At 71.9% G+C, this 14068-nt stretch carries 11 protein-coding genes; 4 read left to right on the top strand and 7 right to left on the bottom strand.

Annotated elements, in window-relative coordinates:
- Positions 1-1279, bottom strand: a 1279-nt coding sequence (locus ABZT18_RS16680; protein WP_355251633.1) for a PucR family transcriptional regulator ligand-binding domain-containing protein, incomplete at its 3' end; no start/stop codon positions are given.
- A 104-nt stretch (positions 1280-1383) separates the two neighbouring features.
- Here ABZT18_RS16680 and ABZT18_RS16675 point away from each other — a divergent pair.
- Positions 1384-2667, top strand: coding sequence for a serine hydrolase domain-containing protein (locus tag ABZT18_RS16675; RefSeq protein ID WP_355251630.1), 1284 nt, complete (start codon positions 1384-1386; stop codon positions 2665-2667).
- Between the two features lie 27 nt (positions 2668-2694).
- Here ABZT18_RS16675 and ABZT18_RS16670 read toward each other — a convergent pair whose 3' ends face one another.
- The gene (locus tag ABZT18_RS16670) at positions 2695-3504 is read right to left on the bottom strand and encodes an RNA methyltransferase (RefSeq protein ID WP_355251627.1); all 810 of its coding nucleotides are present in this window, start codon (positions 3502-3504) and stop codon (positions 2695-2697) included.
- A 119-nt stretch (positions 3505-3623) separates the two neighbouring features.
- Here ABZT18_RS16670 and ABZT18_RS16665 point away from each other — a divergent pair, with 119 nt between their 5' ends.
- Positions 3624-5471 (top strand): thiamine pyrophosphate-requiring protein, encoded by a 1848-nt coding sequence (locus ABZT18_RS16665; RefSeq protein ID WP_355251624.1) that lies wholly within the window; start codon positions 3624-3626, stop codon positions 5469-5471.
- Positions 5472-5573: 102 nt separating this feature from the next.
- Here the strand turns inward: ABZT18_RS16665 and ABZT18_RS16660 are convergent, their stop codons facing one another.
- The 4 genes from ABZT18_RS16660 to ABZT18_RS16645 all read right to left on the bottom strand — a co-directional run bounded on the left by ABZT18_RS16660 (position 5574) and on the right by ABZT18_RS16645 (position 10499).
- Complete coding sequence (locus ABZT18_RS16660) at positions 5574-7766, bottom strand: transglycosylase domain-containing protein (RefSeq protein ID WP_355251621.1); 2193 nt, start codon at positions 7764-7766, stop codon at positions 5574-5576.
- Positions 7767-7994: 228 nt separating this feature from the next.
- The gene (locus ABZT18_RS16655) at positions 7995-8762 is read right to left on the bottom strand and encodes a hypothetical protein (protein ID WP_355251618.1); all 768 of its coding nucleotides are present in this window, start codon (positions 8760-8762) and stop codon (positions 7995-7997) included.
- 151 nt (positions 8763-8913) lie between these two features.
- Positions 8914-10020 (bottom strand): SPFH domain-containing protein, encoded by a 1107-nt coding sequence (locus tag ABZT18_RS16650; protein WP_354997830.1) that lies wholly within the window; start codon positions 10018-10020, stop codon positions 8914-8916.
- A gap of 5 nt (positions 10021-10025) precedes the next feature.
- Positions 10026-10499: an NfeD family protein gene (locus ABZT18_RS16645; protein WP_355251615.1), complete on the bottom strand. Its 474-nt coding sequence runs from the start codon at positions 10497-10499 to the stop codon at positions 10026-10028.
- A 130-nt stretch (positions 10500-10629) separates the two neighbouring features.
- Here ABZT18_RS16645 and ABZT18_RS16640 point away from each other — a divergent pair, with 130 nt between their 5' ends.
- Positions 10630-11943, top strand: coding sequence for a serine hydrolase domain-containing protein (locus tag ABZT18_RS16640; RefSeq protein ID WP_355251612.1), 1314 nt, complete (start codon positions 10630-10632; stop codon positions 11941-11943).
- Positions 11944-12147: 204 nt separating this feature from the next.
- Here the strand turns inward: ABZT18_RS16640 and ABZT18_RS16635 are convergent, their stop codons facing one another.
- On the bottom strand, positions 12148-12960 hold the full coding sequence (locus ABZT18_RS16635) for a DUF3097 domain-containing protein (RefSeq protein ID WP_354997827.1): 813 nt from the start codon (positions 12958-12960) through the stop codon (positions 12148-12150).
- Between the two features lie 361 nt (positions 12961-13321).
- Here ABZT18_RS16635 and ABZT18_RS16630 point away from each other — a divergent pair.
- On the top strand, positions 13322-14068 hold a 747-nt coding region (locus ABZT18_RS16630; protein WP_355251609.1), incomplete at its 3' end, for a hypothetical protein.

Here is a 14068-nt window from a genome sequence, read left to right as displayed (position 1 = left end):
AGACCGCCTGGGACGCCTCGGCGCCGGACGTTGCCCGACCGGTGCCGGCGTCGAGGCGTACCCGACGTAGTGCGCTGGCGAACGCGGACAGCGCGCGGTCCTCGGCGGCCTGATCGGGCAGGGCCAACAGGGCGCCTACCGAGTTGTCGTCGACCGCGCTGGTCAGTGCGGTCAGCTTCGCCTCCCGCAGCGCCTGGCCGACCGCCTCGGACAGGTCCCGCAGCCGGGCCTGACCCGCCTCCGGGCCGCCCTCCCCGACCGGGTCCTCAGCCCGGTGTCGGACCATCACGCCAACCAGGTGCCGGCGGTCGAGCACCACGCCGAGCGCCTTGGCCCGCAACGCGACCTCGTCCACCGGTCGGGAGTGGTCGAGGAGTGCGGTGAGCAGGGTGCGGTGGATCTGCCGTTCCAGCCCTTCGGCGTCACGGCGGATCAGCCGGCCCAGCGCGAGGGTGGACGCGGCCCGCTCGATCAGGATGGTGAGCCGGGTGGGTGGTCCGGCGTCCGGCGTGGTCGGCTCGCTGGCCCGGCGCGTGGCAACCTCTCCGCTGGCGGGCCAGCGCAGCAGCAGCCGCCCCCAGTCCTGCCCCCGGGCGCCGACGACCGTCACCAACCAGCCGCTGTCCAGGTCGTACGCGGTCCGCCCGGCCGGGCGGATCCGCCGGGAGTGCTGCTCCCAGCCGTCGAGCAGCAGCTCGGCGCTCTCCCCCGCCGGGTCGTACCCCAGCACCTGCCGGGACAGGTTCTCCAGCACCACCGGGCAACCGGACAGCTCGGCGGCCTGCCGGATCACCTCGGCGGCGTCGGCGCCCTCGACGGACAGGTCGGTGAAGCGCTGGTGGATCTCCTCGGTGGCGCGCAGTTCGGTGAGCTGCGCGTCGACGATCAGCGCGTGGACCGCCTCGGTGATTCGTACGAAGGGGGTGGCCCGGCGCAGCTCCACGAGGGGCAGCCCGCGCCGCTCGGCGGCGGCGACCATCACCCGGGGCACCCCGCCGACGTAGCGGCGGCCCAGCTCGACGACGAGTCCGGAGACGCCGACGTCGGCCAGGTCCCCGATGAACGCGCGCAGCCCCGCGTCGTCCCCGGGCAGGCCGATGCCGGTGGTGAGCACCAGTTCGCCGCCGCCGAGCAGGGTCGCGATGTCCGGGACCTCGGCGACGTGCACCCAGCGGACCGGCCGGTCCAGGCCGGCGTCCCCGGCGACCACGCGTGGCGCACCGTGGCGGACCGGGTCCAGGGCGAGGACCTCACGGACGGTAGGGAACACGGCCGACACGCTACCGTCCGTGACGCCGGAACTCGACACCTCCCGCTGCGGGACACCATCGCAAGATCACATCAACTAGCCTTCGCTGATCGTGATCTTTGGGAGGGGGAGGCATGAACAGGACGCGAGTCAGCAGGCGGTCCTTCGGCAAGCTGGTGGGGGCGGCGGGCGCGGGAACGCTCGCCGCCGGTGCGCTGGGCGGTACGCGCGCCCAGGCCGCGTTGGTGCCCATCTGGGCGGCCACCGGCACGACGGCCACTGCGCTGCACCCGTTCGACAACGCCATGAGGACCTTCATGCAGGCCCGGCACATCTCCGCCGGGCAGCTCGCCGTGACGTACAAGGGCCGGCTGGTGCTGGCCCGGGGCTACGGCAACGACTCGCCGGAGACGATTCAGCCGACCTCGCTGTTCCGGGTGGCCAGCCTGTCGAAATCGCTGACCGCGGCGGCGCTGGTCCGGCTCGCCCAGGACGGCAAGCTCAGCCTCGGCGACCCGATCGGCAAGTACCTCAACCTCACCGCGCCGGCCGGTCAGGCGGCGGACCCCCGGCTGGCCCAGGTCAGCCTGTGGCGCATCCTCCAGCACACCGGGGGCTGGGACCGGGACCTGACCAGGTTCGACCCGGTGGCCAAGGACCTGGTCATCGCCCGGTCGCTCGGCGTACCGCTGGAGCTGACCCACGCCGACGTGATCCGGTTCATGTCCGGCCAGCCACTCAGCCACGACCCGGGCTCGTACGTGTCGTACAGCAACTACGGCTACCTGCTGGCCGGGCGGGTCATCGAGGCGGTGTCCGGCCAGCCCTACGAGACGTACGTGCGGCAGAAGCTGCTGGCACCGATGGGCATCACCCGGATGGCGAACGGGTGGTCGGTCGCCCGGCACAGCGGTGAGGTCGGGTACGAATCGCAGTACACGGGCACGACCGTGCTGGACAACTCCGGGGCTACCGTGGCCTCTCCGTACGGCTCGTTCAGCATGCGCCTGCACGACGCCAACGGCGGTTGGATCGCGTCGGCCGTGGACCTGGCGCGCTGGGCGTCGGCCTTCGACACCGGCAGCCCGATTCTGAACAGCACCTCGCTGGGCCGATTCTGGGCGGTGCCGAGCCCGACCGGCGTCAACGACAACGGCTGGTACTACGGCCTCGGCTGGCAGGTCCGCCCGGTGACGACCGGCGGCACCGGACGCAACACCTGGCACACCGGCAGCCTGCCGGGCACGTACAGCATCGTCGTGCGCACCTACCACGGGCTGAGCTGGGCGGCGGTGTTCAACCGGCGCGACGACGAATCCGGGCTGACCTACGGCGACATCGACTCCGCGCTCTGGGCAGCGTCGCGCGCGGTGACGAGCTGGCCGACGCACAACCTCTGGTCGACGTACCTCGCGTGACGGCCGCCGTGGTGGGGGCGTCCGCCCTCACCACGGGTCGTCGCGACTCAGCTCCCAGCAGGCCACGGCGGTGGCGGCGGCCACGTTGAGCGAGTCGACGCCCCGGCGCATCGGGATGACCACCCGGGCGTCGGCGGCGTCCATCGCGGCCCGGGTCAGCCCGGCGCCCTCGGCACCGAGCAGCAGCGCGGAGCGGGCCCGCTGGGTCGCGTCGAGGCGCTGGATCGGCACCGCGTCCGGCGCCGGGGTCATCGCCAACACGGTGAACCCGGCCGCCTGGACGTCGGCGAGTGCGTCCGGCCAGGGGTCCAGCTTCGCGTACGGCACGGCGAACACCTCGCCCATGCTGACCCGGACGCTGCGTCGGTAGAGGGGGTCGGCGCAGCTCGGCGAGAGGAGCACCGCGTCCACCCCGAGTGCCGCCACGGCCCGGAAGATCGCGCCGAGGTTGGTGTGGTTGTTGACGTCCTCCAGGATCACCACCCGGCGCGCGGCGGCGAGCACCTCGGCCGCCGTCGGCAGCGGCTGGCGGTGGAACGAGGCAAGCACCCCCCGGTGTACGTGGAAGCCGGTGGCCCGTTGCAGCACGTCCTGCGTTGCCGCGTAGACCGGCGCGTCGCCGGTGTCCAGGTCGGCGAGTTGGTCGATCCGCTTGGCGTCGACCAGGTACGACCGGGCGGGGTAGCCGGCACGCAGCGCCCGGCGCAGCACCAGCTCCCCCTCGGCGATGAACAGGCCGTGCGGCGGCTCCCAGCGGGTGCGCAGCTCGACGTCGGTGAGCGCCCGGTAGTCGGCGATCCGGTCGTCGTCGGGGTCGGTGATCTGGTGGACGGGCACCCGACGATTCTGCCGGACGACGAGTGTCGCCCTCCATTGCCCGCCCTACGAGGTGTTTTGTCCGAAGAAGAAGGGGAATGGCCGGCAGAGTATCGGACCCGACGGGAAGGACCAGCCAGGTGAGCTCAGACCACGCTGTACCGGGCGAACCAGGCACCCTGCCCCGACACCCGACCGTCGCGGACCACATCGTGTCCCGACTGTTCAGCTGGGGCGTGCACCGCTACTTCGGCTATCCCGGCGACGGGATCAACGGCCTCACCTCCGCGCTGCAACGCACCAACGGGCAGGCCCAGTTCATCCAGGTACGGCACGAGGAAACCGCCGGCTTCGCGGCGTCCGCGCACGTCAAGTACGGCGGCGGGCCGCTCGGCTGCGCCCTGGTGACCAGCGGGCCGGGCGCCATTCACCTGCTCAACGGCCTGTACGACGCCAAACTCGACCACCAGCCGGTCGTCGCCCTGGTCGGGCACACCGCGGTCACCGCCGAGGGCGGCGGCTACTACCAGGAGGTCGACCTGCTCGCCCTCTACAAGGACGTGGCGGCGGCGTTCCTCGCCCAACTCGACCACCCCGCGCAGGTACGCCACCTGGTCGACCGGGCGTGCCGCACAGCGCTGGCCCGGCGTACCGTCACCGCCCTGGTCCTTCCGCTGGACCTCCAGGACGAGCCGGCGATCCCGGACCCGCCGCACGCGCACGGCTACTACCAGACCAGCAACGTACCGAGCAGCACGCCGACAGTGCCGCCGGAGGCGGACGTACGCCGGGCCGCCGAGGTGCTCGGCGGCGGGCAGCGGGTGGCCATGCTGGTCGGGCAGGGTGCGCTCGGCGCGCAGGACGAGGTCCGTGAGATCGCCCATCGGCTCGGTGCCGGAGTCGCCACCGCACTGCTCGGCTTCACCGCCGTCGACCACCGGGAGCCCTGGGTCACCGGTGCGATCGGGCTGCTCGGCACCCGGCCCAGCTGGCAGCTGATGACCGGGTGCGACCGCCTGCTGATCGTGGGCAGCAACATGCCGTACTCGGAGTTCTACCCGCCGCCCGGCAAGGCCCGGGCTGTGCAGATCGACCTGGACGGCACTCAGCTCGGGCTGCGGTACCCGACAGAGGTGAACCTGACCGGCGACGCCCGCCCCACGCTGCGGGCGCTGCTGCGCGAGCTGGGCCCCGGCCCCGGGCCGACCGCCTGGCGGGCGGAGATCGCGGAGGCCACCTCGGCGTGGCGCCGCGTGCAGCGCGACCTGGCCGAGCAGACCGCCGACCCGGTCAACCCACAACTGCTCTTCCACACCCTCAATGAGCGGCTGCCCGACGACGTGATGCTCGCCGTGGACTGCGGCACCACCACCGCCTGGTATGCCCGCCACGTACAGGTCCGCCCCGGGATGCTGGCCAGCCTGTCCGGCACGCTGCTGTCCATGGGCGGCGCCATGCCGTACTCGCTGAGCGCCAAGTTCGCCCACCCGGACCGACCGCTCGTCGCGCTGATCGGCGACGGCGCCATGCAGATGAACGGCGTCAACGAGCTGATCACCGTCGCCAAGTACTGGCGCAGCTGGGCCGATCCGCGATTCGTGGTGCTGGTGCTCAACAACCGGGATCTGGCGTTCGTCAGCTGGGAACAGCGCTCCACGGAGGGGACGCCGATGTTCCCGGACAGCCAGCAGTTGCCGGACATCGCCTACCACCAGTGGGCGCAGGTGCTCGGGCTGCACGGTGAACTGGTCGACTCGCCCGAACAGGTGCCCGGTGTCTGGGACCGGGCGCTCGCCGCCGACCGACCGGTGGTCATCAACGCCCTCGTCGACCCGGCCGAGCTGATGCTGCCGCCGCACTTCACCGCCGCGCAGGCCCGCAAGACCGCGGCGGCGGTCCTACGCGGCGACACCGACTGGGCGGGAATAATCCGCCGCGGCCTACCCGCGACGATCAGCAGCTACCGCCCCCGCCGCCGCGAGCGCTAACCCCCTCCTTCACCCCGCGATCTTGCACTTCCCTGCCCCGGCAGAAGGAGCAAGCGGGGCAAGTCGGCGACCGAAAGTGCAAGATCGCGGGGGTACGAGGGGTCAGCCTCGGCGGTCTAGCCAGCGTTGCAGGGTCGAGCGGGGATCCTGGGTGGGCTCGCGGTCGGGGACGGCGGGGCGTTCTACGGGGCGGCGGGGTTCGCCGGCCAACTCGCGGCTGGGCGCGACGAACGCCTTCTCCGGCTGACCCTTGACGGCGGTGGCGATGACCCGGGCCACCGCGTCGATGACCTTGGCCTGCACCGCGGAGCCCACCGAGTCGGCCGGGTCGTCCGGGTTGGCGGCGATGCCGGCCACCGCGACCTGCGGGGTGAAACCGACGAAGGTCTCGGTGGAGTTCTCCTCCGAGCTACCCGTCTTACCGGCCACCGGCCGGCCGTCGAGCATGCTGTTCACACCGGTGGCGGTGCCGCCGTTGCACTGCCCGTACGCCGACTGCTGGCCCACCGGGCAGCGAGCGGCATCGGTCGCGGCGCGGGCGACGTCGACGTCGAGGACCCGCTTGCAGGACGGCTGCCCGACCGGCACCTTCTCGCCGTTCGCTGCGGTCACCGAGACCACCGGCACCGGTGTGCAGTAGGTGCCCTCGGCCGCCACCGTGGCGTACGCGTTGGCCAGGTCCAGCGGGGTGGTGGCGGCCACGCCGAGGGTGAACGAACCCCAGTTCGCGGCGTTGTCCTTGGCGAAGGCAGCGTCCGAGTCGGCGCGGAAGGTGATGCCGAGCCGCTGCGCCATCTCCACCACCTTGTCCTGGCCGACCTGCTCGGCCAGCCAGACGAAGTAGGTGTTCACCGAGCGGCCGAAGCCGTCCCACATCATCCGGTACCCGTCCATCCAGGCCGGGTTGGCGTTCGCCGGGCACCAGCGACCGTCACAGCTACCGGCGCCCTCGGCGGCGTACCGGGTGGGTAGCTTGGCGGGCGCGTCGAAACCGGTGGAGAGGGTACGGCCCGACTCCAGCGCGGCGAGCATGGTGAACAGCTTGAACGTCGAACCCGCCTGGTACCCGTCGACGCTGGCCCCGCCGGAGATCAGCGGGTTGACGGTGTTCGGGTAGTTGGCCTGCCCATTCGGGTTGTCGGCGAGGCTGTAGTGCCGGTTGACCGCCATCGCGAGGACCTGCCCGGTGCCCGGCTGGACCGCCGCGATCGGCAGGGCGCGCTTGTTGTCGTACCCATAGACCTTGGTGGCCTGCTGCTGCGCAGTGGCCTGGACCTTCGGGTCCAGCGAGGTGACCACGGTGTAGCCACCCGAGCGCAGGGCCTGCTCGCGTTCCGCGACCGTGGCCCCGAACGCCGGCTGGGTCAGCCACCACTGGCGCAGGTAGTCGCAGAAGTAGCCCCAGTCGTCGTGGCCCTGGGAGACGGCGGTGCAACCGTTGGGCTGGGCGGTGGGGTGCAGGGCCAACGGCTCCGTCTTCGCCTGGGCCGCCTGCTCGGCGGTGACCGCACCGGTGGCGACCATCGAGTCCAGCACGTACGACCGGCGGGCCAGCGCCGCGTCCTTGTCCCCGCCGATCGGGCTGTACGCGTCCGGGGACTGCACCAGGCCGGCGAGCAGGGCCGACTCGGCGAGGGTCAGCTTGGCCGGAGCCTTGCCGAAGTAACGCTGGCTGGCCGCCGCGATCCCGTACGCGCCGGAGCCGAAGTAGGCGATGTTCAGGTACCGGTCGAGGATCTCGTCCTTACCGAGGCTCTTGTCCAGCGCGCTCGCGTACCGGATCTCCTGGATCTTGCGCCCGATGGTGGGGTCGGTGGCGGCGGCGCGCTCCTCGGCGGTGCGTGTGGGGTCGGTCTTGAGGACGTTACGGACGTACTGCATGGTCAGCGTCGAGCCGCCCTGCTCGGTGCCGCCGCCCTTGACATTGGCCACCAGCGCCCGGGCCAGGCCGCGCAGGTCGGCGCCGCCGTGGTCGTAGAAGCGCCGGTCCTCGGCCGCCACGATCGCCTGCCGCATCACCGGGGCGACGTCGGCCAACGCGACGTCGGTGCGGTTCACCTCGTAGAACGTGGTGATCAGCGTCTTGCCGTCGTTGGCGTAGAGGTACGACCGCTGCGGGGTCGTCGGGGTGCGCAGCGAGGCGGGCAACGCGGCGTACGACTCGACCGCCGAGCGGGCGGCGAACCCGAGCAGCAGGTTGCCCGGCAATGCGGCGACTGCCAGCACGAGCCCGGCCAGCAAGCCGGCGAGCAGCACGGTGAACAGCCGCGACAGCGGCGAGCGAGAGGCGGCCATGCTCCCCAGGATTGCCACGAAAGCCGCCAACCCACCACCCTCAGCCCGAGATTGTCAGCAACTTCACGACCCCCCACCAGCCAACTCCCACCAAACCCCCTCCCCCAGCCCCGGCACGCTGGACCCCGTTGATCATGAAGTTATTGCCCTCGGCCTCGGCGTGTCGTGGCAATAACTTCATGATCAACGGGGTCCGGGTGGGCGCGGGCCGGGGTGGGGTGCGGTGGTTTAGGGGTTTGGGGTGGAGAGGCTGGCGCTGGCTGCGTCGCGGGCCGTTTCGCGGGGCATCAGGCGACCGGAGCGGTAGCCGATGCCGATGCCGGCGATCAGCACGAAGATCGCGCCGAAGGTCTGCAGCGAGCCGATCAGGGCGCCACCCAGGCCGAGCAGCGGCGCGGCGATGATCAGCATGACGCCGTCGCCGAGGCTGAACGTGCCCGAACGGGCAACCGCCCACCCGGTGAGGAACCAGCCCACGCTGTAGAAGGTCGCACCGAGCAGGACCAGCGAACGCGCGGTGGTGCCGAAGACCGGCGTCTGCTCGGCGAGCCCGGCGAAGGGCAGCATCAGCACGGTGCCGGCGATGCTGACCAGCAGCCCGGCGGCGGCGATCCGACGGCTGCGGGTCGCGGCCAGCAGCCCGGTGAGGGCCAGCAGCGCGAGCAGGCCGAGCCAGACGGCGGCCACCCAACCGATCAGGTACGCGGCCCGACCGTCGGCCGGGTAGGGGTCGTTGCCCACCCCGCCGTCGCTGGCCATCGCCACCACGCCGTAGAGGATGGCGTACGCGGGCAGCAGCCACACCGCCGCCCGCGCGAACCGGCGTATCGACCAGGCCCAACTGGCGTTCGTTGCCGGTCCGGCCGGGGTCGGTTCGCCCACGAATGGCAGTACGCCGAACCCTCCGCCGGCCCGTCGGGAGCCCAGTGGGCCGGCCGGGTCGTGCGCGCCGGGCACCGGGGCGGAGGACCACATCCGATTCGCCGGATCCTTCATGCGTCACCTCGCTCGTCCACGAGCGGTGCGAGACGCGCCGGGGCGCCCCGATTGCCTGGTCACCACCCGTCCTAGGACCGATCGTGGCAGGCGTCGGAGCGCCCCATGAGTCTTTCTCGTATTTACCCGGCCGCGCGGCCGGTGTACTGGATCAGCCGCGCTCGCGCTGGTCGGCCGGGTCCTCCACCAGACTGGCCGGAGAGACCGGCTCCGGTGCCGGCAGCCCCTGCGGCTTGTTGCCACCGGTGGCCTGCGCCTCGGCGACGCGTACCTCGTCGTGGATCTGCTGGGCGGCATCCGCCGCAGCCTGCGCCGCCTCCGCGGCCTCGCGCTGAACCTGGCTCGCGTGTTCGGCCGCCTCCGGTGCGGGCAGGTCGCCCACCATCTGGCTCAGCCCGCCGAGCGCGCCACCCATGCCCTCCAGGGCCTTGGTCAGCTCGGCCGGGACGATCCACACCTTGTTGGCGCTGCCCTGGGCGATCTGCGGCAGGGCCTGCAGGTACTGGTAGGCGAGCACCTTCTGGCTCGGGTTCGCCTGGTGGATCGCGTCGAAGACCGTCCGAATCGCCTTCGCCTGACCCTCGGCCTGCAGGATCTGGGCCTGCCGGTCACCGTCGGCCCGCAGCACCGCCGACTGCTTGTCACCCTCGGCGGTGAGGATCACCGACTGCTTGTGGCCCTCGGCGGTGAGGATCGCCGCGCGACGGTCCCGCTCGGCGCGCATCTGCTTCTCCATCGAGTCACGGATGCTGGCCGGCGGCTCGATCGCCTTGATCTCGACCCGGGTCACCTTGATGCCCCAGCGGCCGGTGGTCTCGTCCAGCACGCCGGAGAGGTGCCGGTTGATCTCGTCCCGGCTGGTCAACGCGCGCTCCAGGTCCAACGAGCCGATCACGTTACGCAGCGTGGTGACGGTCAGCTGCTCGATCGCCTGCAGGAAGCTGGAGATCTCGTAGGTGGCACGAACCGAGTCGACCACCTTGAAGTAGAGGACCGTGTCGATCGAGACCACCAGGTTGTCCGAGGTGATCACCGGCTGCGGCGGGAAGCTGACCACCTGCTCCCGCATGTCGACCTTGGTACGCACCGCGTCGACGAACGGCACCAGCAGGTTGAGGCCGGGGCTGAGGGTGCGCTTGTACTTGCCGAGCCGTTCCACCACATCCTGGCGTTGCTGCGGCACGATCCGTACCGCCTTGGCCAGCGTCACCACGGCGATCAGCGCCACCGCGATCACCAGCACCCCTATGATCGTCATCCAGTTCACCCTCTCGCTTCCGGCAGCTCGCCGGCGGAAGAAACATCGTCCTGCCAGACCAGGGCGGTCGCGCCCCGGACCTTTATCACCCGAACCCGTTGACCAGGTTCGAAAGTCTGCGTCGTGTCGTACGCCCGGGCGGTCCACAGCTCTCCGTCGATCTTGACGAGGCCGCGGTCGGCGTCCACCCGTTCCAGCACCAGCGCCGTGGAGCCCTCGATCGCCTCCACGCCGAACGGCTGCTCGCCGTTCTCCAGCGCGGAACGGCGGTGCCGCCGCATGACCGGCCGCGCCACCACCAGGCTCAGCGCCGACACCACCGCGAAGACCAGCGCCTGCACGGCCACCGGCGCGCCCAGGGCCGCAGCGCCGGCAGCGGCGAACGCGCCGAGCCCGAACATGATCAGAAATAGGGTCGTCGTGAAGATCTCGGCGACCGCCAGCACCACACCCAATACGATCCACACCACGGCGTCCACCCCCCGATCGTGACACGGGAATGCACGCGCGGCCCACCCGTGATGATCAGTAGGCTCGGCGAAACGCCTGGCCCGGCCAAAACACCCCGTTTCGGCGGCCCGGCCCGAGCCACCGAGCGAGGAGATCCCATTGACCCTCCTGCCCGAGACCGCCCGACAGATCGACACCCAGGTCGCCCAGGCGCAGATCGACGGTCGTGCACCGTCTCTGGTGCTTGGCGTGATCCGCGACGGCGCGCTGGTCCACCTGGCCGCCGCCGGCGAGCACCCCCGCCCGGACGCCGACCTGCAGTACCGGCTGGGCTCGATCAGCAAGACGATGACCGCCACGCTGATCATGCAGTTGCGCGACGCCGGCCGGCTGGCCGTGGACGACCCGCTGGAACGGCACCTACCGGGCACCAACGTGGGCGCGCTCACCCTGCGCCAACTGCTCGGGCACGCCAGCGGCATGCAACGCGAACCCGAGGGCGACTGGTGGGAGCGGACCGAGGGCGCCGACCTGGCCACGCTGCTCGCCGGGCTGACCGCCGACAAGATCGCCTACCCACCGCACACCACGTACCACTACTCCAACCTGGCGTACGGGCTGCTCGGCGGGTTGCTCGAACGACTCACCGGGAAGCCCTGGGCCGACCTGCTCAACGAACGGCTCCTCAGTCCGCTGGGAATGCGCCGCACCACGTACGCGGCCACCGAGCCGTACGCCCGCGGCTACGTCGTCCACCCCTGGCACGACACGCTGCGCGAGGAACCCCGCACCGACACCGGGGTGATGGCCCCCGCCGGGCAGCTCTGGTCGACGATCGAGGACCTGGGCCGGTGGGCGGCGTTCCTGGCCGACCCCGACCCGTCGGTGCTGGCCGCCGAGACGCTGACCGAGATGTGCTCCCCCGTGGTGATCAGTGACCTGGAAGCGTGGACCCACGGGCACGGTCTCGGGCTGGAACTCTTTCGGGAAGGCAACCGGGTGTACGTCGGGCACGGCGGCTCGATGCCCGGCTACATCGCATCGCTGGCCGTGCACCGGCCCACCCGCACGGCCGTGGTCGGCTACGCCAACTCGTACGGCCTGCGTACCGGCCACCTCGGCGCGCTCGGCCGACAACTGCTCACGCTGGTGCTGGACGCCGAACCCGCGCCCGTCACCCCGTGGCGGCCGGCCGCCGCCACCCCGCCCGCCGAACTGCGCGAACTGACCGGCCGCTGGTGGTGGATGGGCAGCGAGATCGAGGTGTACGCGGACGCCACCGGCGACCTGCACGCCGGCCCGGTCGGCGCGCCGGACCTCCGCTTCGTCGCAGAGGGACCGGACCGTTGGCGGGGTCGCGCGGGCGGGCAGGACGGCGAGATCCTCACCGTACGACGCGACGAGCAGGGCCGGGCGGTCGCCCTGGACATCGCCACCTTCGTCCACACCCGCAACCCCGACCAGGAACCCTGACCGCTCGCCCACTTTCCCGGGCAGGTCCGCCTCGCCCACTTTCGCGGAGAGATCCGCCTCGCCCACTTTCGCGGGGAGATCCGCACAGAATCATGGATGTAGTGGCCTCCGCGGGTCGACGAGGCCACTACATCCCGGAAGTTGTGCGGATCTTGCGCGGCGGGCGCGGCACGGCGCGGCACGGCACGGGCGATTCCGTTCTGGTCAGGCCGGTTCGGTGACGAAGTCGATGAGGCGTTCCATGGCGTTGATCAACGGGGTCTCCACGTCGGCGAAGCTGTTCACCCGGGACAGGATGTGCCGCCACATGTCGGCCGGCTCGGCCACCCCGAGGGCCGCGCAGACCCCCTCCTTCCACGGCCGCCCCGGCGGAACCACCGGCCACGCCGCGATGCCCAGCGCCGCAGGCTTGACCGCCTGCCAGACGTCCACGTAGGGGTGCCCGGTCACCAGCACGTACGGCGAGTTCACCCGGGACACGATCCGGCTCTCCTTGCTCCCCGGCACCAGGTGGTCGACGAGTACGCCGAGTCGTCGGGTCGGGCCGGGGCCGAAGTCGCGTACCTCGGCATCAAGGGCGTCGATGCCGTCCAACGGCTCCACGACCACGCCCTCGATCCGCAGGTCGTCGCCCCAGATCCGCTCGACCAGCGCGGCGTCGTGGATGCCCTCCACCCAGATCCGGCTGGCCTTGGCCACCTGGGCGCGGACGTTGTCCACCGCCACCGAACCGGACGCGGTCCGGCGGCGGGCCGCCGGCACCGGCGCGCGGGGCGGGCGGCGCAGCGTCACCGGCCGACCGTCGAGCAGGAACGCCGCCGGTAGCAGCGGAAAGTTGCGCCGCTTACCGTGTCGATCCTCCAGCACCACGGCGCCGGCCTCGAAGCCCACCACCGCGCCGCAGAACCCGGAGTCGGCGTCCTCCACCACGAGATCCGCTTCGGCGTCCACCTCGGGGGTGACCTTCCGCCGCCGCCAGTCCCCCGCCAACACGTCCTCGCCGTATCGCCCCGCCATGTCGATCACGCTAACCCCGACACCGCCACCCACGACCCCGACACACCGCCCCACCCCTCACAGCCCCGCCCCACCGCCCCACCGCCCCACCGCCCCACCGCCCCACCGCCCCACCGCCCCACCGCCCCACCGCCCCACCGCCCCACCGCGACGATCATGGAGTTGTGGTGCCTCACGAAACGTCATGAACCACCAGGGATCGGCCACCACAAGTCCATGATCAACATGGGCAGTGGGCAGCGGAGTGGCGGAGGGTCGGCGAGGGTGGTCGGGAGTGGGGCGAAGGGGGCAGTTCGGGGCAGGCCGGGCAGCCGGAGCGGCAGTCGAGACAGGGCCGGTCGTGACCACGTACCCTTTCGGCATGTCCACCCCCGCAACGGGCTCGGTCACACTCGCGCCGCGCCGGTCGAGCCGGTTCGTTGCCTGGGTGCGCGCGTGGCGCGCTGGGTTGGTGCCGTACGACGAGGTCGCCGACGCCATCGCCGGCGACGAGGAGCACCTCGTTGCGGACGCCCCCGGCACCTGGACCGACGTCCCGCTGAGTGCCGCGCTTCCCACCCTGGCCAAGCTCTCCCCCGACGACATCCGCCTGGTGCTGCCCGCGCCGGGTGATCCCCGAGGGCTGCCCGGCCCTGGCGACTTCGCCGGTGCCGCGCTGGTCACGGGCGAGGCGGTGGTCGCCGGCGGGCTCGGGTTGATCCCTGAGGTGCGGATGCACACCTCCGGCTCCGGGGACTGTTTCGAGACGGTGCTCTGGCGGGTGTACCCGCTGCCGGCCAACGCGCCGGCCGCCTCACTCTCCCTGCCCGGTGCCGCCGAGGCGGAGGCCGAGTTGGCCGCCGCGCTGGCCGAGACGACCGCCGCGCTGACCCGTCTCGACGTGGCCCAGTGGCGGCCCGAGTTGGCCGGCGCGTTGGCCGCGCTGCGCCGCCCGGACGGCACCACCGACCTACCCCCGGGCTTCGACCCGCGAGCCCGCCGGCTCTTCGCCCGGGCCGCGGTGCTCGACCGGGCCCCGGACCTTCATCACACTCGCCGCGGGTGCCATCTTCGGCCCTCTGGAGGGTGCCGCGTACGCCCTGGGCGCCGCACTGGTGGCGGCGGCGAT

The organism is Micromonospora sp. NPDC005291 (assembly GCF_040607415.1).
GTDB lineage: Bacteria > Actinomycetota > Actinomycetes > Mycobacteriales > Micromonosporaceae > Micromonospora.
This window is presented reverse-complemented; position numbering and strand designations above follow the sequence as displayed.

Excerpts from the sequence above, each read along its gene's own strand:
- ABZT18_RS16675 (WP_355251630.1), top strand. The coding sequence starts at position 1,384 with ATGAACAGGACGCGAGTCAGCAGGCGGTCCTTCGGCAAGCTGGTGGGG.
- ABZT18_RS16660 (WP_355251621.1), bottom strand. The coding sequence starts at position 7,766 with ATGGCCGCCTCTCGCTCGCCGCTGTCGCGGCTGTTCACCGTGCTGCTC.
- ABZT18_RS16655 (WP_355251618.1), bottom strand. The coding sequence starts at position 8,762 with ATGAAGGATCCGGCGAATCGGATGTGGTCCTCCGCCCCGGTGCCCGGC.
- ABZT18_RS16650 (WP_354997830.1), bottom strand. The coding sequence starts at position 10,020 with ATGACGATCATAGGGGTGCTGGTGATCGCGGTGGCGCTGATCGCCGTG.
- ABZT18_RS16635 (WP_354997827.1), bottom strand. The coding sequence starts at position 12,960 with ATGGCGGGGCGATACGGCGAGGACGTGTTGGCGGGGGACTGGCGGCGG.